The organism is Aeromonas enteropelogenes (assembly GCF_000819845.1).
Lineage (GTDB): Bacteria > Pseudomonadota > Gammaproteobacteria > Enterobacterales > Aeromonadaceae > Aeromonas > Aeromonas enteropelogenes.
Map to the genome: position 1 here is coordinate 13,336 of NZ_CDCG01000034.1, position 15,707 is coordinate 29,042.

The following is a 15,707-nucleotide window of genomic DNA, read 5'->3' on the forward strand; positions in this document are numbered from 1 at the left end:
AGATATTTGCTCGAGCAATGAAGTAAGATTTGGAGAGACTGACATGTCTAGAGTATGCCAAGTAACCGGCAAGCGCCCGGCAGTTGGTAACAACCGTTCGCACGCTAACAACGCTACCAAGCGTCGTTTCCTGCCGAACCTGCACACTCACCGTTTCTGGGTTGAGAGTGAAAAACGCTTCGTAAGCCTGCGCGTATCCGCAAAAGGCATGCGTATCATCGACAAGCGTGGCGTTGAAGTGGTTCTGGCTGAACTGCGCGCCAGCGGTGTTAAGGTATAAGGAATTAGATCATGGCTAAAGGTATTCGCGAGAAAATTCGCCTGAACTCCAGCGCCGGTACTGGTCACTTCTATACCACTACCAAAAACAAGCGCACCATGCCCGAAAAAATGGAGATCAAAAAGTTTGATCCCGTTGTTCGTCAGCATGTGATCTACAAAGAAGGCAAAATCAAGTAATTACTTGAATTTGTCTCAAAAACCCGGCTTCGTGCCGGGTTTTTTTATGGGCCGAATTCAGTACACTGCCGGTTCGAAGGGAGGCTTGCCATGTTCAAACTGAGCCGTAAAGGCTGGAATAACGTGATCATAGTGGCGGTGTTGATCGTGATCACCCTGCTGCACCGGTTGGAGATTGCCCAACAGGAAAACAGCGCCAAGCGGGCGCGTCCCCTGTTGCCGGCGGATGCCGTGGTACTCACCTGGCAGGGGCCGAGCTGGCAGATTGAGCGGGTTGGTCAGGGCTGGCGCAGCGTGCCGGATCTGGGGCTGGACAGCGCCCAGCTGGCAGCCCGCATCGACAGTTGGCAGAGCTGGTCGCTGCCCCCCGGCGAGGCGGTGCGCGGTGCCCCTGTCACCCTCAAGGTATGGATCGCCGGCCAGAGCGATCCGCTGGCATTCGGCCTCTACCAGAACAATGGCCAGTACGCGGCCCAACTGCCATCAGGTAGCTGGCTCACGCTGAGTGCCGAGCAGTATCGCGGCCTGCTGCGTCCCGCCCCCTGATCCCTGTTGCTTGCGAGGTTGTCATGCCTGAATTGCCAGAAGTCGAAGTCAGCCGTCAGGGGATCTCCCCCTGGCTCACCGGCATCAAGGTCACCCGGGTGGTGGTGCGGGACGGTCGTCTGCGCTGGCCGGTGCCCGGCGAAATCCAGGAGCTGGTGGATCTCACCATCCATCGGGTGCGGCGCCGTGCCAAGTATCTGCTGCTGGAGACCGATTTTGGTACCGCCATCCTCCATCTGGGGATGTCCGGCAGCCTGCGGGTGCTGGAGATCGGCACGCCGGCCGAGAAACATGACCACGTGGATATCGAGCTCGAAAATGGCAAGCTGCTGCGGCTCAACGATCCGCGCCGTTTCGGGGCTTTGCTGTGGACTCGCGAACCGGCCGAGGCGCACGCCCTGCTGGCCAAGCTGGGGCCGGAGCCGCTGACCGACGCCTTCAGTGCCGATTACCTGCGGGAGCGGGCCAAGGGGCGCAGCACCGCCATCAAGCAGTTCCTGATGGACAATCAGGTGGTGGTTGGGGTCGGCAACATCTACGCCAACGAAGCGCTGTTTGCCGCCGGCATTCACCCCAAGCGGGCGGCCGGCAACATCAGCGCCGAGCGGCTGGCCACTCTGGTGGCCGAGATAAAGCGGGTGCTGGCCGAAGCCATTCGCCAGGGGGGCACTACCCTCAAGGATTTCACCAGTGCCGACGGCAAACCGGGCTATTTTGTGCAAAAACTGCAGGTCTATGGCCGGGGTGGCCAGCCCTGTTACCACTGTCAGACCCTGTTGAGCGAAGTAAAAATGGGCCAGCGAACCACGGTTTTCTGCTCCCATTGCCAGCGTTGAGGCCGTTTTTTCGGCGGATCCCGTTGAAGTTGTAAGAGAGTATTTCCCGTCTGTTGAAGCTGTGTGCAGCTGTCACTAGTATTCCGGCCGTTCAGGCGGTTAGAGATATAAAATGACAGTAAAATCAATAGACTGGGAATATTTATCCCGGCAGGAGCGCTATTGCGCAAAAAAGATGGCCCGTTACCTCTATCCGGAGGGATGTGCCCGCAAGACCTTCAACCGCGGCAAGTTCGTACTGCGCAGCCTGCTTTATCGCAAGTCGTTGCACCGGGTCTTCAGTCTGTTTCAGGCCGCCCCTCTCAGGGCGTTGCCCGCCCGCTATCCCGAGTTGCTCGACAAGCCGATGCGACCCTATCGCTTCGCCTGTGCCCGCGCCCGCGAGCGGGCCGAGATGCTGGAGGATCACTATCGCCTGCTGCTGGCACGCTATCCAACTCTCATTGAGCCGCTCTATCTGGGGCAAGGGGTCGAGCTGGGGCGTTATCCCCAGAGCGATTGCCGCATCCTGCTGCGCCATGATGGCACCTTTCGCCGGGAGGCCGAGCTGGCACTCTCCATCGTCGATCCACTGGGGTTGCGTCTCTACAGCTGCGCCTTCTCGCTGGCGGGATCGGCTGCCCATCCCGAGCTGATGATAGGCTCCATGCAGGGGCCCGAGCCCGCAGTCGAGCAGGCTCAGGCGCGGGTGCGCGAGCTGACCAGGGAAGGACACGGCCTGCGACCCAAGTCACTGCTGGTCATGCTGGTGCTGCAACTGGCCCGGGCCATGGGGGGAGAGCGGGTGCTGGCGGTGCGCAAGCGGGCCCACGTCTTTCAGGCCAAACGCTACAGCCGCAAACAGAAGGGCAACTTACTGGCCGATTATGATGAGCTGTGGCAGGAGTTCGGCGCCGAAGATGTGGATGCCAACTTCGTGGCCCTGCAGCCAGCGCTGCGCAAACCGCTGGAGGAGGTGGCGTCCAGGAAGCGCGCCATGTACCGGCGTCGTTACGAGTGGCTCGATCGGTTGCAGGATGCGATCGATCGGCAGTTTGCCGATATACCCCAAGGCCAGGCGAGCAAGGCGCCCTAATGAAACAGGCTACCCTCGGGTAGCCTGTTTGTTGCGAAGAGCCCCTGCTCAGCGGCCCAGTTTGGTGGCGATGGCTTGTGCCACAACGGGGTCGACAAACTGGCGGATGTCGCCGCCGTGCAGCGCCACCTCCTTTACCAGGGTGGAGGAGATGAAGGAGTTCTCTTCCGCTGGCGTGAGGAAGACGCTTTCGAGCTCCGGCATCAGGCGGCGGTTCATGTTGGCCAGCTGGAATTCGTACTCGAAGTCGGAGACGGCGCGCAGGCCGCGGATCAGCACATTGGCCTGATGCTCCCTGGCGAAATCCACCAGCAGGCCGGAGAAGCCCACCACCTTGACGTTGGGCAGGTGACTGGTCACTTGCTGAACCAGTTGGACCCGTTCTGCCAGATCGAACAGCGGACGTTTGCTCGGGCTGTTGGCGACGCCGACCACGACTTCGTCAAACAGCTTGGCGGCGCGGCCGATCAGGTCGGCGTGGCCATTGGTCACGGGGTCGAAGGTCCCCGGATAAATTACCCTGGTAGTCATGTTTGCAGTCCTGCAACCTGGAAATTTGGTCGCATTATAGGGTCTGTTGAGGGCTTGCCGCGAGAGCGGTAGCGTCAGTTTGCCGCAGGAAGCGGCGCAAGATGCACAATTTGGTCGCTTAAATCGGGGCACTCTGGCGTCTTCACTTGAGAATAGCCCTGCATCAGGCAAGAATACCCGCATCGCGCATCAAGCCTCCTTGCATTGGTGACAGGGAGCAAAGGGATTTTTTATGAAACGTATTCTGGTCGTTCGCAATGACAAGATTGGTGACTTCATGCTGGCCTGGCCGAGTTTCGCCATGCTCAAGGAGTCCATGGAATGTCATGTGACTGCCCTGGTTCCCGCCTACACGGCGCCGCTGGCCCGGCTCTGCCCCTGGATTGACGAGGTGCTCATCGATCCGGGTGTTCGTGCCGACAAGGAGCAACAGCGCGCGCTGCTGGCGCGCATCAAGGCGGCCGCGTTTGATGCGTCCATCTGCCTCTTCTCCAACTCCCGCAACGCCATGCTGGTGTGGAAGGCGCACATCCCTTATCGCCTGGCGCCAGCCACCAAGCTGGCCCAGGTGCTCTACAACCAGCGCCTGATCCAGCGCCGCTCCCGCTCCCAGAAGCCCGAGTCTGAGTACAACCTGGAGCTGATCCGCCGCTTCCTGGCCGATCATCAGGTGGCGGTGGTAGAGCCCCATACCCCCTTCCTGCAGTTTGATGCACCGGCACTGCGACAGGTGCGCGAACAGCTGGCCACCAGACTGAAGCTGGATGCCAGCCGCCCCTGGCTGATGGTGCATGCCGGCAGCGGCGGCTCGGCCAACAACCTCTCCATCGAGCAGTATGCCCGCATCATCATCAAGCTGAACCAGGCCTGCCCCGAGCTGCAGTGCGTGCTGACCGCCGGCCCCGGTGAGGAGAAGATGGCCGAGCAGCTGGCGGCCGAGTTGCTGGCTCACGGCGGTAACGGCTGGATCTACCGCTCCAGCGACGGGCTGCCGATGTTCTGTCAGGTGCTCGCCAACGCCGCCCTGTTCATCGCCGGCAGCACGGGCCCACTGCACATCGCCGGGGCGCTGGACGTGCCGACCATCGGCTTCTTCCCGATGCGCCGCTCCGCCACACCGCTGCGCTGGAAGCCGCTCAACAGTGAAGGGCGTCATCTCGCCTTCAGCCCGCCGGAGGACAGCGATCATCCGGAGGACATGAGCCAGCTCGATCCCAAGGCCATGGTGCCAGAAATGGTTCGCTGGGCCGCCCCCTTCTGGCGCGGCAACGACCCGCAGTAATGCAAACAGGGCCCCTCGGGGCCCTGTTTCGTATCCGGTGGCGAGTGCCGGAATGCCTGTTACTCCGGCTGCCCGGGTTGCTGGCGCACCCAGAGGTCGGCGTATTTGACGAAGGTGGAGTGGGCGGAGAGGATGGCCAGCAGCAGCCCCTGCTTGCCATCGAGGAAACCCGCCTTGAGCAGGTACATCTTGATGAAGCAGCCCAGCGCATGCACCAGCCCCTGGCTGAGAGAACCCTTCTTGCCGCGGGCGGTGCGCTGATCGGCCCAGGCCCGGGCGTAACCGGCGGATTTGACCAGATAGTGCTCAAGATCCCGATAGGTGAAGTGGAGCAGGTCGCCATGGAGGTTGACGATCTTCATGTTGGCGCGTACCTCCACCTTCTCGTGTACCAGTGCCTCGTTGTAGCCGGTGAGGGCCTTGGGATAGAGGCGCAGCACCCGATCCGGATACCAGCCGCTGTGGCGGATGAAGCGGCCAAACACCCAGGAGAGGCGAGGGATCGAGTAGATGGTGTCGCTGGCCGGGTTGGCCATGACGGCGGCGATGGCCTCTTTCAGCTCGGGGGTGAGTCGCTCGTCCGCATCCAGCCAGAGCACCCATTCGGATTGCACGTGTGACTGGGCCAACCGGCGTTGTTTGCCAAATCCCGGCCACACCTTGTTGACGAAGAAGCGGGCGCCGAATTCGGCGGCGATGGCCGGGGTGTCGTCCTGGCTGCCGGAATCCATGATGACGATCTCGTCCACCAGCCCGTCGAGGGAGGCGAGACACTTGCGCAGGTTGTCGGCTTCATTCTTGACGATCAGAACGGCGGCCAGAGTCGGTTTTTTCACTGATGAGGGCTCACGGTTGCTGCCCGGTTGGCGGGCCATGCTCAAATTGGCGCCCATTCTAGCCTAAAACGACGGGCGGGGCATGGTCGGGGCGTCCGGCCCGAGGTGGTGTTGAGTGGCGCTCGTTTTGAGCCGTTCAGCGGGGCCACCGGGATCTTCTGTTATTTCTCCGACCATTCTTGGGGCATAATCTCGGCCAGTGATGATCAACAGCCGGGCCTGCCCGAGAGAAGACGCGTGATGAAAATATTGGTGATCGGCCCCTCCTGGGTCGGCGACATGGTGATGTCCCAGAGCCTCTACAAGGCGATCAAGGCCAACCACCCGGAGTGCGAACTCCACGTGATGGCGCCCGCTTGGTGCTGCGCCCTGCTGGAGCGGATGCCCGAGGTGGACAAGGCGATCACCATGCCGCTCGGTCACGGTGACTTCAAGTTGCTGGCCCGCCGCCGCCTCGGCAAACAGCTGGCGGCCGAGCAGTACGATCAGGCCATCGTCCAGCCCAACTCCATGAAGTCGGCCCTCATCCCCTGGTTTGCCGGTATCCCGGTGCGTACCGGCTGGAAGGGAGAGCAGCGTTTCGGCCTGCTCAACGATCTGCGCAGCAACAAGTCCGCCTTCCCGCTGATGGTGGAGGGCTATCTGGCGCTGGCTTATCCCAAGGCGCAGATGAAGAGCCGGGCCGATATTCCGGCCATTCCCCATCCCGCGCTTCACGTCGACCTGGTCAATCAGGACAAGGCGCTGGCGCGGCTCGGGCTGGATCGGCGTCGCCCCGTGCTGGTGCTCTGCCCCGGCGCCGAGTTTGGCCCGGCCAAGCGCTGGCCGGAAGGGCACTACGCCGTGGTGGCCCAGCAGCACCTGGACGAGGGCTGGCAGGTGTGGATCTTCGGCTCGAACAAGGACGTGGCGGTGGCCAACACCATCCGGGATCGGGTCAATATGCTGACTCGCCCCAACTGCCACGTGCTGGCGGGCAAGACCAGCCTGCACGAGGCGATCGACCTGATGGCGCTGGCTGGCCGGGTCATCTCCAACGACTCCGGCCTGATGCACATCGCCGCCGCCCTCAACCGGCCGCTGGTGGGTGTCTATGGCTCCACCTCGCCGCTCTATACCCCGCCGCTGGCGGATCGGGTCGAGATCGTTCACACCGACATCGAATGCCGCCCCTGCTTCAAGCGCACCTGCAAGTTCGGCCACCTCAAATGCCTGATCGATTTGCCGCCGGAGCAGGTGATCGAGGCGTGCAACAAACTGGAGCAGAGCGAGTAAGATGCCCTATCGCCTGCTCTACAACCTGCTGATCCATCTGGGATTACCCCTGGCACTGCTGGCGCTCTACAAGCCGAAGAAGGGCAAGCCCGGCTTTGGCAAGCGCTGGGCCGAGCATCTGGGTCGGCTGCCCGCCACCGGCCAGGAGGCGCCGCTCTGGATCCATGCGGTGAGCGTGGGGGAGACGTTGGCCATCACGCCGCTCATTCGCGCCCTGAAAGCGGAGCGGCCCGATCTGCCGATCCTGCTCACCACCACCACTCGTACCGGCGCCGAACAGGCAGGCAAGCTCGGCGATCTGGTGGTACACCGCTATGCGCCCCTCGATTACCCCTGGGCGGTAGCGGCCTTTCTCGACACCTTCAAGCCCCGCGCGCTCTGGGTGATGGAGACCGAACTGTGGCCAAACTGGCTGGCGGCCTGCGAGAAACGCCATCTGCCGGTGACCATCATCAACGCCCGCCTCTCGGAGCGTTCCTGCCAGCGTTATGCTCGCTTTCAGGGGGCCTTCGATGCTCTCAGTCGCCCGTTGACTCGTCTGCTCTGCCAGCATCAGGACGACGCCGATCGCTTCGCCCGGCTCGGCATCGAACGCGATCGACTGGCGGTGACCGGTTCCATCAAGTTCGACATCCAGTTTGGTGACGAGGTGCAGGCCAGAGGCCGCGCCCTGCGCCAGCAACTGGGGGCGGAGCGGCCGGTCTGGATCGCCGCCAGCACCCATCAGGGGGAGGACGAGCAGGTGCTGGCCGCCTTCGACCAGGTGCTGACCAGTCACCCCGATGCCTTGCTTATCCTGGTTCCGCGCCACCCGGAGCGCTTCGATCGGGTGGCCGAGTTGTGCGCCTCTTATGGCTGTGTGCGCCGCACCAGCGCCGCACCGGTCACCGCGACCGACAAGATTTATCTGGGCGATACCATGGGCGAGCTGCCGCTGATGCTGGCGGCGGCCGATCTGGCTTTCGTCGGCGGCAGTCTGGTGAAGGTGGGTGGCCACAACCTGCTGGAGCCGGCGGCGCTCGGCAAACCCTGCCTGACCGGCCCCGTCTACTTCAACTTCAGCGACATCACCCGCCAGCTGGTGGCACAGGGTGGCGCCGCCGTGGTGGCCGATGCGGCCGGATTGGGAGAGAGGGTGAGTGCGCTGCTGGCCGACGAGAGCCGGCGCCGCGAGATGGGAGAGCAGGCCCGCGCCGTGGTGCTGCGCAATCAGGGGGCCCTGGCCCGCACCCTTTCCCGTTGTCTGGCTGATCTTGAAAGCCAGTAGGACGATTTACGGAGCGCCGTGGCAGATATGCGCTGCTGTGCTGATTTGATGCTTCATCTCGAGGAGAGACTCATGTTCAAGGCCCTGTTACTGGAAAACCAAGACGGCAAGACGGTTCCGACCCTCACCCGGCTGGCCGAGAGCCAGTTGCCGGAAGGCGAAGTACGGGTAGCGGTAAGCTACAGCTCCATCAACTACAAGGATGGGCTGGCCATTACCGGCAAGGGCAAGATTGTCCGCCAGTGGCCGCTGGTGCCGGGCATCGACTTCGCCGGTACCGTGCTCGAATCGGCCGACAGCCGCTATCAGCCCGGTGATCAGGTGGTGCTGACCGGCTGGGGCGTGGGTGAAGGACATTGGGGCGGCATGGCCGAGCAGGCGCGAGTCAAGGCGGACTGGCTGGTGCCGCTGCCGGCCGGACTGGATGCCCGTCAGGCCATGTGCATCGGTACCGCCGGTCTCACCGCCATGCTCTGCGTGCTGGCGCTGGAGGAGGCGGGGCTCACCCCACAGAGCGGCGAGATCCTGGTGACCGGCGCCGCCGGCGGGGTGGGGTCCACTGCGGTCGCGCTGCTGGCGGCAAAAGGCTACAAGGTAGCGGCCCTGACCGGTCGACCCGAGGAGCAGGGTGAGATGCTGACTGCCCTGGGGGCCAGCCGCATCGTGCCGCGCAGCGAACTGCTGGAGCCCGTCAAGCCGTTGGAGAAGCAGCTGTGGGCCGGGGCAGTCGATACCGTCGGCAGCCAGGTGCTGGCCAAACTGCTGGCCCAGATGAACTATGGCGGCGCCGTGGCGGCCTGCGGTCTGGCGGGGGGCTTCGATCTGCCTACCACCGTCATGCCCTTCATCCTGCGCAACGTGCGTCTGCAGGGGGTGGATTCCGTGATGTGCCCATTGGCGCGCCGTCAACAGGCGTGGCAGCGCCTGGCTCAGGATCTGCCCGCCAGCTTCTTCGAACAGGCGGTAACCGAGATAGGGCTGGAGCAGGTGGTCGAGGCCGCCGAGGCCATCACGCAAGGCCAGGTCGCGGGTCGCACCCTGGTCAAGCTTTGATCTTTCCCTGACTGGCGAGCCCCATTTTTCTGGATAGACTTTGAGTGCGGGTGCACTATCCAAGGAGAATGAGCATGGGTGGACACAAGCCGGATTACGAGCTCGATGATGAATGGGAGCCGGAATCCTGGGAAGACGAGCTGGAGCAATGGGAAGACGAAAGCTGGCAGGATGACGACGCTTTCGATGACCAGTGAACCACAACATGACACGAACAGGCGGGCATTGAGCCCGCCTGATTTTTTTGTGCGGCTCACAGGAATGGGGGCGAAGGCTTGGTGAGGGGCAAGGCTCTGGCTAGAATGAACTGCCCAAACGACACTCAAGGATGATTATGCGACTCACCGTCATACTGGTTGCCACCCTGCTGGGGGGCTGTGTCTCCAACGATGATCCCTGCGAAAAGGTGTGGAGCGAGGTGGGGGAGGCTGACGGCAAGCTGGGCTTCACTACCGAGCGGATCGAGTTCCATCGTGCCCAGTGTGGCGACAAGGTGGATGGCGAGCTGTGGCAGCAGGGGCATCAGAAAGGGTTGGCCTGGTATTGCCGCCCGGAGCATCTCTATCTGGCCGGGCGCTCCGGGGAGGAGTACCGTGGCGTCTGCCCCAACGACATGCAGGCGCGCAGGCTGTTCGAGCAGGGGCGTCAGGGCTGGACCGATCAATAGGGCCTCGTCGGGTTTGGTCCTACTCCTCTTTTTTCAACCGCAGCGGCTGGCACAGATAACTCTTGTCGTTGGCGCTGCGGGCACACTTGCCGCAGACGAATTTGGGTTTGCGCACGATTTTGCGCAGCGCCTTGAGATCCGCGGGGATTTCGTGGCGACGCCACTCACACAGGGTCTTGCTGCCCATAACGACTACCTCTACGACTCGACGAGCGTATTGTAATCAATTTTCATTTCGAATAAACAGGCGCCAGACGCTTATTGGCCTGAATGCCAATAAGCGTCTGATCCATGGGAGATTACTGATAGAGGAACTTGGTGAAGATCAGCTCGCGGACGGCTTTCTTGCCGGTTTCCTTGAGCAACAACTCGTTGACCTTGGTCTCGCACTCCTTGCGCAGTTCCTCGCGGCTGACCAGAGACTTGATCTGATCGGCGCTCTTGCTGCCCATCAGGCGAATGATGGCGTCGCGGATCAGGGGGTCATGCTGCTCCAGCAGCTTGAGGTCGGCATCGTTTTCGGCCATCAGCTCCACCGTGACCCTGACGTAGCCGAGGGTTTTGCCGTTGCTCAGGTAGTTGGTGATGATATCCGGATCGAGCGCATGGTAGGCAAATCCGGGTTTGGCGGCTCCCTCGGCCCCTTCGGCGGCGGGTTCCTCATCGGCAGCCCGTACTTGCAGGGCGCCCACGCTCAGCAACAACACCAGCAAAATTTTGAAGATCTTCATATAGATGGCTCATCGGCGGAAGATACACCATTTTTGATGCTGCCAAAGGGGGCGTCAAGCACGGATGTTCTTACATTTCGCTATTGATTTACGGATAATAAACCGGATTTTAACCTGAACACGGAAATCTCTGGATGGTGAAGCTGTGAAGTCCGAGTTGACTGTTCCTCTCACGCCGTTAACCGGGTGGTTGGCCCCCGACAGTTGCGAATTGCCGGCCAGCCTGCGTCCCTGGCTGCTGGAGCCCGGCTCCATGACCCGGCGTCTGCGCCAACACAATCGGCACTTCTCGGTCGAATGGCTGGGCAATCGCCCCGTCTCGTTGACCACCGATGAGCAGTGGCTGGTGGATGCTGCATCCCCTGCCGGGATCTGCCGGGAGGTGATCCTCCACGGCGATCTGGGCCCGGCCGTGCTGGGCTGGACCCTGCTGGCCGACGCAGCGCTGCAGGGCAGTGGTCTGGCCGAACTGGGGGAGCAACCCCTGGGGGAGCGGGTGTTTGGCAATGAGCCGGTGCGACGTGATCATCTGCAGCTGGCCCGTTTTGCCATTGCCGACAATCCCCGTTGCCCCGCCGCCATCGTCTGGGGACGTCGTTCCCGTCTATTTCTGGGGCAGTGGCCATTGCTGGTTCACGAGCTGTTTCTGCCCTCTCTCGTCTGTGACAAGGAGCTGGAGTGAATCTGTTAACCAAGGAGCGGGGTCTGGCATATCTGCAGTTGGCCCGCATCGACAAGCCCATCGGCACCCTGTTGCTGCTGTGGCCGACTCTGTGGGCACTCTGGCTGGCGGCCGGCGGACGACCAAACCTCTGGGTGCTGACGGTGTTTGTGGTCGGCGTGTTTCTGATGCGCTCGGCCGGCTGCGTCATCAACGACTATGCGGATCGCAACTTCGACGGTCACGTCAAACGCACCTCGGGGCGTCCCCTGCCGACCGGCAAGGTGGATCCCCGCGAGGCACTGGCGCTCTTCTTCGTGCTTGCCCTGATCTCGTTTGGTCTGGTGCTGACCCTCAACTCCCTCACCATCGCCATGTCGTTCGTCGGCCTGCTGCTGGCGGTGAGCTATCCCTTCATGAAGCGGTTCATTCCGATCCCCCAGTTGGTGCTCGGCATGGCCTTCTCCTGGTCGATCCCCATGGCCTATGCGGCGCAGGCCAACGCACTGCCGGCCGTGGCCTGGCTGGTGTTTATCGCCAACCTGCTGTGGACAGTGGCCTACGATACCCAGTACGCCATGGTGGACAGGGACGATGACCTCAAGCTGGGGCTCAAGTCGAGCGCCATCCTGTTTGGCCGTCACGACAAGCGGATCATCGGCGTGCTGCAGCTGGCTACCCTGTTGATCCTGCTGCTGGTCGGCCAGCTGATGGCGCTGGGCAGCAGTTACTACTGGGGATTGCTGGGGGCCGCCGTGTTGTTCGTCTATCAGCAGCGGCTCATTCGCGAACGGCAGCGGGAGGCTTGCTTCCAGGCGTTCCTCAACAACAACTATGTGGGGGCTCTGGTGTTCGCCGGGCTGGTGCTAGATTACCTGCTGGGGTGACCATTCCTTGAACAAAAAGAAGCCGAGCAAAAAGAAGGCCGCATGATGCGGCCTTCTTCATTTGCGGTGCGGGTCAGCGCTGGTTGCCGGCCCGGATGGTGCGGCGGATCTTGGTGCTCAGGAGCGGCACTATGTTGTCCGCCAGCGCCTGAAAGCGTCCCAGATCCGGTTTGCTCTCGGCGGAGAGGTAACCCTCCTTGCGCAGGGTGTGGATCAGGGTGCTGAACAGCTTCTGGTCGAAGAACTCGGGGGCGTTGATGCCGTGCAGGGTGCCGAGGCGCTCCGCCATCATCAGGCCGTCTGCCTCCAGCTGCTCTGCCTCTATGTAGGGTTGGGCCAGCACCCGGGTCAGCACGATGGCGTAGCGCTGCAGGGTCTCCTGGATGCTTTCGGCCAGCAGCAACAGGCGCATCTGGTTGCCCGGGTTGACCCAGTAGCCACCGTCACGTGCCTCGATCAGCTGCTGGCGCTGCAGCTCGGCCAGCAGGGCATCGATAAGCTCCGGCAGTTCTTCCTCTTCGTAACGCAGGAACAGCTCGGTCTTGAGCAGCGGATAGATGTCGACGCAGCGGGCGATGATCTCGCCGCGACTGATCCCCTCGCAGCGGTCGATCAGTGCCGCCACCAGAGAGGGTATGGCAAACAGGTGGAGGATATTGTTGCGGTAGTAGGTCAGCAGGATCGCCTGGTAGCGATCCAGGCTGATGATCTGGCCCAGCTTGTCCTCGCTCACCTCGAACTTGTTGAGTTCCAGTGCCTGATCCAGCAGGGTGCCGGCATCCTCGTCCGGGATGGTGCTCTGGGCGCTGTAGGGCACCGCTTTGAGCAGATCCAGATAGGTGTTGAGCTGGGCCTGCAACTCGTCACGGGTCAGGGCGTGGCGCTCAGCGGCCAGCAGCGCCAGGGCGCTCAGGGTCAGGCCGTTGACAGCGGCGGCGCCGTTGATGCGGGTCATCAGCAGATCGGCCAGGGTATTGACCGTGCCGGCCATCCACTCCGGGCGTTCCTCTTCCCCGATGTGATCCTTCCAGTCCGGAATATGCTCGCTCAGGTAGCTGTTGAGGGTCAGCGGCTCGCCGAAGTTGACGAAGCCGCGGCCGTAGTTGCGCAGCTTGCGCAGGATGCCGAGTACCTGCAGGAAGCTCTCCTTCTCCTTGCGGCTGCCCTTGAGCTCGTTGTGGTAGGTGTTCACCTCCATCACGTGCTCGTAGCCGAGGTAGACGGGCACCAGGGTGACCGGGCGGTCAAGCCCGCGCATCATGGCCTGCAGGGTCATCGCCAGCATGCCGGTCTTGGGCGGCAGCAGGCGGCCGGTGCGCGAACGCCCCCCCTCGGTGAAGAACTCCACCGAGTAGCCCTTGGCGAACAGCAGGTTCAGGTACTCGCGAAATACCGTGCTGTAGAGCGGGTTGCCCTTGAAGGTGCGGCGGATGAAGAAGGCACCGCCGTGGCGGAAAATGGGGCCCGCCGGCCAGAAGTTGAGGTTGATGCCCGCCGCGATATGAGGCGGCACCATCCCCTGGTGATAGATGACATAGGAGAGCAGCAGGTAGTCCATGTGGCTGCGATGGCAGGGCACATAGACGATCTCGTGCCCTTCCTGAGCCAGCTGGCGCACCTTTTCGGCGCCGTTGACCGAGAGGCCACGATAGAGCTTGTTCCACAGCCAGCCAAGGAAGCTCTCGCCGAGGCGGATCAGCCGGTAGGAGAAGTCGGAGGCGATCTCGTCCATGTAGCCGTGGGCGCGTTTCTGCGCCTTCTCCAGGCTGATGTTCTCCCGCTCGGCCTCTTCGGCGATGGCCTGCTGGATCACGCTCGAATCCAGCAGTTGTTTGAACAGCAGGTTGCGGTTCGGCAGTTTCGGTCCGGTGGCCGCCAGCTGCTGGCGGCTGAAGTGGGTACGGGCGACCCGCGCCAGCTTGTGGGCGATGGCCTCGTCGGTACCGTGTTTGTCTGCCATGTAGCGCAGGGAGAGGGGCGGGGAGAAGCGCACCAGGTTCTCGCGACCCTTGAGGATCACGATGAGCGCCTTCTTCAGCCGGTTCGGCGCCAGACTGCTGATGATGTTGAGGCTGGAGGCCTCTTCTCCCTCACGGCCCGGGGCGCGGCCCCAGAACAGGGTGACGGGCACCACCTGGATATCCAGCGCCGGATCCTGCTTGTGCAGATCCAGCAGCTGGTGGAACTCCTGCAGGAAGGGGAGCGGCTTGCTGCGCTTGCCGAAGAGGGGAGGCGGACGATCCAGACAGACATAGCGCGGCAGCAGCTGGCCGTTCAGTTCCAGCGGCGTAAAGGGGCCCGGCAGACCGAGATCCTCGCAGCACTGCTGCAGGGTCATCAGGTCGGTGATCGAGCTGGTTTTCAGGGCATAGACGATGGGTCTGGCCGGATCCAGCTTGAGTTCTGTGATGGGATTTTCCGGCAGGCTTTTGTGATTGACCAAGCCGCTGACCGGCCATTGCAAGATGGCTCTGGAAATCTTCTGTCCTGGGGACATGTGCGTCTGCTCTCCAAAAAAATGCGGCGTGAGCATAGCAAATCACCGGCCCCTTGTCGCCGAGAGGTACGATGAGTTCAGTCGTACGGGATCAAAACAGGGTGAAATTGCCGGTTGGTCGCGACAAATGTCAGCTGCGCCTTGCCTTGGCCACTGCACTGTATATACTGCCAGTGTGCTGTATAAAAAGACAGGTGCCAATTCTATGAAACCCCTTACCCCCCGCCAGGCCGAAGTGCTGGAGCTGATCAAGGTGAACATGAACGAGACCGGCATGCCGCCGACTCGCGCCGAGATTGCCCAGAAGCTTGGTTTCAAGTCGGCCAATGCGGCCGAGGAACATTTGAAGGCCCTGGCCAAAAAAGGGGTCATCGAGATCATGCCGGGCACGTCCCGCGGCATCCGTCTGCTGCTCGAAGAGGAAGAGGCGCTGGAAGAGAGCGGCCTGCCGCTGATCGGCAAGGTGGCTGCAGGTGAACCCATCCTGGCCCAGGAGCATATCGAGAGCCACTATCAGGTTGATCCCGCCCTGTTCCACCCGCGCGCCGACTTCCTGCTGCGGGTGCAGGGGATGAGCATGAAGAACATCGGCATCCTGGATGGCGACCTGCTGGCGGTGCACAAGACCCAGGAGGTACGCAACGGCCAGGTGGTGGTGGCGCGGCTTGACGAGGATGTCACCGTCAAACGCTTCCAGCGCAAGGGCAGCCAGGTATGGCTGCTGCCGGAGAACGAAGAGCTCTCCCCCATCGAAGTGGATCTTGCCAGCCAGCATCTCACCATCGAGGGGCTGGCGGTCGGGGTGATCCGCAACGCCGACTGGATGTAATCTCCTCTCTCGCCACACGGCCTCCTTCGGGAGGCCGTGTTGTTTCTGCGCCTCTTTCCTGCCAATTCAAGCAGATCCTGAACCTCGCCGTTTTTGTCCCCCGCGCTAGCCCGCAAACCGCCCGTTTCGGATATATGCTCAGATCAGGGCCAGACCGCCAGGGTCTGGCTGCTCCGCCCCACGGGGCGAGCGCCGCACAATGACAACCGCAAGCAGACCTTCACGGGATAGAAGGGGAGTGTCGCAGGGCCGGCCGGCACATAGGCCAGGGTCAT

At 62.3% G+C, this 15,707-nt stretch carries 19 protein-coding genes; 14 read left to right on the top strand and 5 right to left on the bottom strand.

Annotation, left to right across the window (positions count from 1 at the left end):
* Window positions 1–43 precede the first annotated feature (43 nt).
* The 5 genes from rpmB (at window position 44) to BN1123_RS11860 (ending at window position 2,916) form a co-directional block, all read left to right on the top strand.
* A complete protein-coding gene (rpmB, locus tag BN1123_RS20955; RefSeq protein WP_005307492.1) occupies window positions 44–280 on the top strand; it encodes a 50S ribosomal protein L28 in 237 nt (78 codons plus the stop codon).
* Window positions 281–291: 11 nt separating this feature from the next.
* Window positions 292–459, top strand: a complete 168-nt coding sequence (gene rpmG, locus BN1123_RS11845; RefSeq protein WP_005307500.1) for a 50S ribosomal protein L33 — start codon at window positions 292–294, stop codon at window positions 457–459.
* A gap of 90 nt (window positions 460–549) precedes the next feature.
* Entirely contained in the window at window positions 550–1,005 is a 456-nt protein-coding gene (locus tag BN1123_RS11850; RefSeq protein WP_026458337.1) for a hypothetical protein, read from the top strand.
* A 23-nt stretch (window positions 1,006–1,028) separates the two neighbouring features.
* A complete protein-coding gene (gene mutM, locus BN1123_RS11855; protein WP_042027222.1) occupies window positions 1,029–1,841 on the top strand; it encodes a bifunctional DNA-formamidopyrimidine glycosylase/DNA-(apurinic or apyrimidinic site) lyase in 813 nt (270 codons plus the stop codon).
* Between the two features lie 175 nt (window positions 1,842–2,016).
* On the top strand, window positions 2,017–2,916 hold the full coding sequence (locus tag BN1123_RS11860) for a VirK/YbjX family protein (RefSeq protein ID WP_042027223.1): 900 nt from the start codon (window positions 2,017–2,019) through the stop codon (window positions 2,914–2,916).
* Window positions 2,917–2,964: 48 nt separating this feature from the next.
* Here BN1123_RS11860 and coaD read toward each other — a convergent pair whose 3' ends face one another.
* Window positions 2,965–3,447, bottom strand: a complete 483-nt coding sequence (gene coaD, locus BN1123_RS11865; protein WP_042027224.1) for a pantetheine-phosphate adenylyltransferase — start codon at window positions 3,445–3,447, stop codon at window positions 2,965–2,967.
* A gap of 232 nt (window positions 3,448–3,679) precedes the next feature.
* Here coaD and BN1123_RS11870 point away from each other — a divergent pair, with 232 nt between their 5' ends.
* Entirely contained in the window at window positions 3,680–4,729 is a 1,050-nt protein-coding gene (locus BN1123_RS11870) for a glycosyltransferase family 9 protein (protein ID WP_042027226.1), read from the top strand.
* Window positions 4,730–4,788: 59 nt separating this feature from the next.
* On the opposite strand, the gene BN1123_RS11875 is transcribed toward BN1123_RS11870, so the two are convergent.
* The gene (locus tag BN1123_RS11875) at window positions 4,789–5,565 is read right to left on the bottom strand and encodes a glycosyltransferase family 2 protein (RefSeq protein ID WP_026457506.1); all 777 of its coding nucleotides are present in this window, start codon (window positions 5,563–5,565) and stop codon (window positions 4,789–4,791) included.
* Window positions 5,566–5,805: 240 nt separating this feature from the next.
* On the opposite strand from BN1123_RS11875, the gene waaF reads away from it, so the two are divergent.
* The 5 genes from waaF (at window position 5,806) to BN1123_RS11895 (ending at window position 9,827) form a co-directional block, all read left to right on the top strand.
* Window positions 5,806–6,840 (top strand): lipopolysaccharide heptosyltransferase II, encoded by a 1,035-nt coding sequence (gene waaF, locus BN1123_RS11880; protein ID WP_042027228.1) that lies wholly within the window; start codon window positions 5,806–5,808, stop codon window positions 6,838–6,840.
* 1 nt (window position 6,841) lies between these two features.
* The gene (gene waaA, locus BN1123_RS11885; protein WP_042027230.1) at window positions 6,842–8,107 is read left to right on the top strand and encodes a lipid IV(A) 3-deoxy-D-manno-octulosonic acid transferase; all 1,266 of its coding nucleotides are present in this window, start codon (window positions 6,842–6,844) and stop codon (window positions 8,105–8,107) included.
* Window positions 8,108–8,179: 72 nt separating this feature from the next.
* Window positions 8,180–9,160 carry an acrylyl-CoA reductase (NADPH) gene (gene acuI / locus BN1123_RS11890; protein WP_042027231.1) on the top strand — a complete coding sequence of 327 codons (981 nt, stop codon included), beginning with the start codon at window positions 8,180–8,182 and terminating at the stop codon, window positions 9,158–9,160.
* A gap of 74 nt (window positions 9,161–9,234) precedes the next feature.
* Entirely contained in the window at window positions 9,235–9,357 is a 123-nt protein-coding gene (locus BN1123_RS21905; RefSeq protein WP_268746127.1) for a hypothetical protein, read from the top strand.
* Between the two features lie 137 nt (window positions 9,358–9,494).
* Window positions 9,495–9,827: a DUF2799 domain-containing protein gene (locus tag BN1123_RS11895; protein ID WP_042027232.1), complete on the top strand. Its 333-nt coding sequence runs from the start codon at window positions 9,495–9,497 to the stop codon at window positions 9,825–9,827.
* 19 nt (window positions 9,828–9,846) lie between these two features.
* Here BN1123_RS11895 and BN1123_RS21420 read toward each other — a convergent pair whose 3' ends face one another.
* Both BN1123_RS21420 and BN1123_RS11900 read right to left on the bottom strand, forming a co-directional pair.
* On the bottom strand, window positions 9,847–10,014 hold the full coding sequence (locus BN1123_RS21420; RefSeq protein ID WP_124238653.1) for a hypothetical protein: 168 nt from the start codon (window positions 10,012–10,014) through the stop codon (window positions 9,847–9,849).
* Between the two features lie 112 nt (window positions 10,015–10,126).
* The gene (locus BN1123_RS11900) at window positions 10,127–10,558 is read right to left on the bottom strand and encodes a flagellar basal body-associated FliL family protein (protein WP_042027233.1); all 432 of its coding nucleotides are present in this window, start codon (window positions 10,556–10,558) and stop codon (window positions 10,127–10,129) included.
* 145 nt (window positions 10,559–10,703) lie between these two features.
* Between BN1123_RS11900 and BN1123_RS11905 the strand changes: the two genes are divergently transcribed.
* Both BN1123_RS11905 and ubiA read left to right on the top strand, forming a co-directional pair.
* Window positions 10,704–11,240 carry a chorismate--pyruvate lyase family protein gene (locus BN1123_RS11905; RefSeq protein ID WP_042027235.1) on the top strand — a complete coding sequence of 179 codons (537 nt, stop codon included), beginning with the start codon at window positions 10,704–10,706 and terminating at the stop codon, window positions 11,238–11,240.
* A complete protein-coding gene (gene ubiA, locus BN1123_RS11910; protein WP_042027237.1) occupies window positions 11,237–12,106 on the top strand; it encodes a 4-hydroxybenzoate octaprenyltransferase in 870 nt (289 codons plus the stop codon). Before BN1123_RS11905 ends, ubiA begins: the two co-directional genes overlap by 4 nt.
* A gap of 73 nt (window positions 12,107–12,179) precedes the next feature.
* Here the strand turns inward: ubiA and plsB are convergent, their stop codons facing one another.
* Window positions 12,180–14,603: a glycerol-3-phosphate 1-O-acyltransferase PlsB gene (gene plsB / locus BN1123_RS11915; protein WP_042027238.1), complete on the bottom strand. Its 2,424-nt coding sequence runs from the start codon at window positions 14,601–14,603 to the stop codon at window positions 12,180–12,182.
* A gap of 205 nt (window positions 14,604–14,808) precedes the next feature.
* Between plsB and lexA the strand changes: the two genes are divergently transcribed.
* Window positions 14,809–15,432 carry a transcriptional repressor LexA gene (gene lexA, locus BN1123_RS11920; RefSeq protein WP_042027239.1) on the top strand — a complete coding sequence of 208 codons (624 nt, stop codon included), beginning with the start codon at window positions 14,809–14,811 and terminating at the stop codon, window positions 15,430–15,432.
* Window positions 15,433–15,707: the final 275 nt, after the last annotated feature.

Excerpts from the sequence above, each read along its gene's own strand:
- rpmB (WP_005307492.1), top strand. The coding sequence starts at position 44 with ATGTCTAGAGTATGCCAAGTAACCGGCAAGCGCCCGGCAGTTGGTAAC.
- rpmG (WP_005307500.1), top strand. The coding sequence starts at position 292 with ATGGCTAAAGGTATTCGCGAGAAAATTCGCCTGAACTCCAGCGCCGGT.
- BN1123_RS11850 (WP_026458337.1), top strand. The coding sequence starts at position 550 with ATGTTCAAACTGAGCCGTAAAGGCTGGAATAACGTGATCATAGTGGCG.
- mutM (WP_042027222.1), top strand. The coding sequence starts at position 1,029 with ATGCCTGAATTGCCAGAAGTCGAAGTCAGCCGTCAGGGGATCTCCCCC.
- BN1123_RS11860 (WP_042027223.1), top strand. The coding sequence starts at position 2,017 with ATGGCCCGTTACCTCTATCCGGAGGGATGTGCCCGCAAGACCTTCAAC.
- coaD (WP_042027224.1), bottom strand. The coding sequence starts at position 3,447 with ATGACTACCAGGGTAATTTATCCGGGGACCTTCGACCCCGTGACCAAT.
- BN1123_RS11870 (WP_042027226.1), top strand. The coding sequence starts at position 3,680 with ATGAAACGTATTCTGGTCGTTCGCAATGACAAGATTGGTGACTTCATG.
- waaF (WP_042027228.1), top strand. The coding sequence starts at position 5,806 with ATGAAAATATTGGTGATCGGCCCCTCCTGGGTCGGCGACATGGTGATG.
- waaA (WP_042027230.1), top strand. The coding sequence starts at position 6,842 with ATGCCCTATCGCCTGCTCTACAACCTGCTGATCCATCTGGGATTACCC.
- acuI (WP_042027231.1), top strand. The coding sequence starts at position 8,180 with ATGTTCAAGGCCCTGTTACTGGAAAACCAAGACGGCAAGACGGTTCCG.
- BN1123_RS21905 (WP_268746127.1), top strand. The coding sequence starts at position 9,235 with ATGGGTGGACACAAGCCGGATTACGAGCTCGATGATGAATGGGAGCCG.
- BN1123_RS11895 (WP_042027232.1), top strand. The coding sequence starts at position 9,495 with ATGCGACTCACCGTCATACTGGTTGCCACCCTGCTGGGGGGCTGTGTC.
- BN1123_RS21420 (WP_124238653.1), bottom strand. The coding sequence starts at position 10,014 with ATGGGCAGCAAGACCCTGTGTGAGTGGCGTCGCCACGAAATCCCCGCG.
- BN1123_RS11900 (WP_042027233.1), bottom strand. The coding sequence starts at position 10,558 with ATGAAGATCTTCAAAATTTTGCTGGTGTTGTTGCTGAGCGTGGGCGCC.
- plsB (WP_042027238.1), bottom strand. The coding sequence starts at position 14,603 with ATGTCCCCAGGACAGAAGATTTCCAGAGCCATCTTGCAATGGCCGGTC.
- lexA (WP_042027239.1), top strand. The coding sequence starts at position 14,809 with ATGAAACCCCTTACCCCCCGCCAGGCCGAAGTGCTGGAGCTGATCAAG.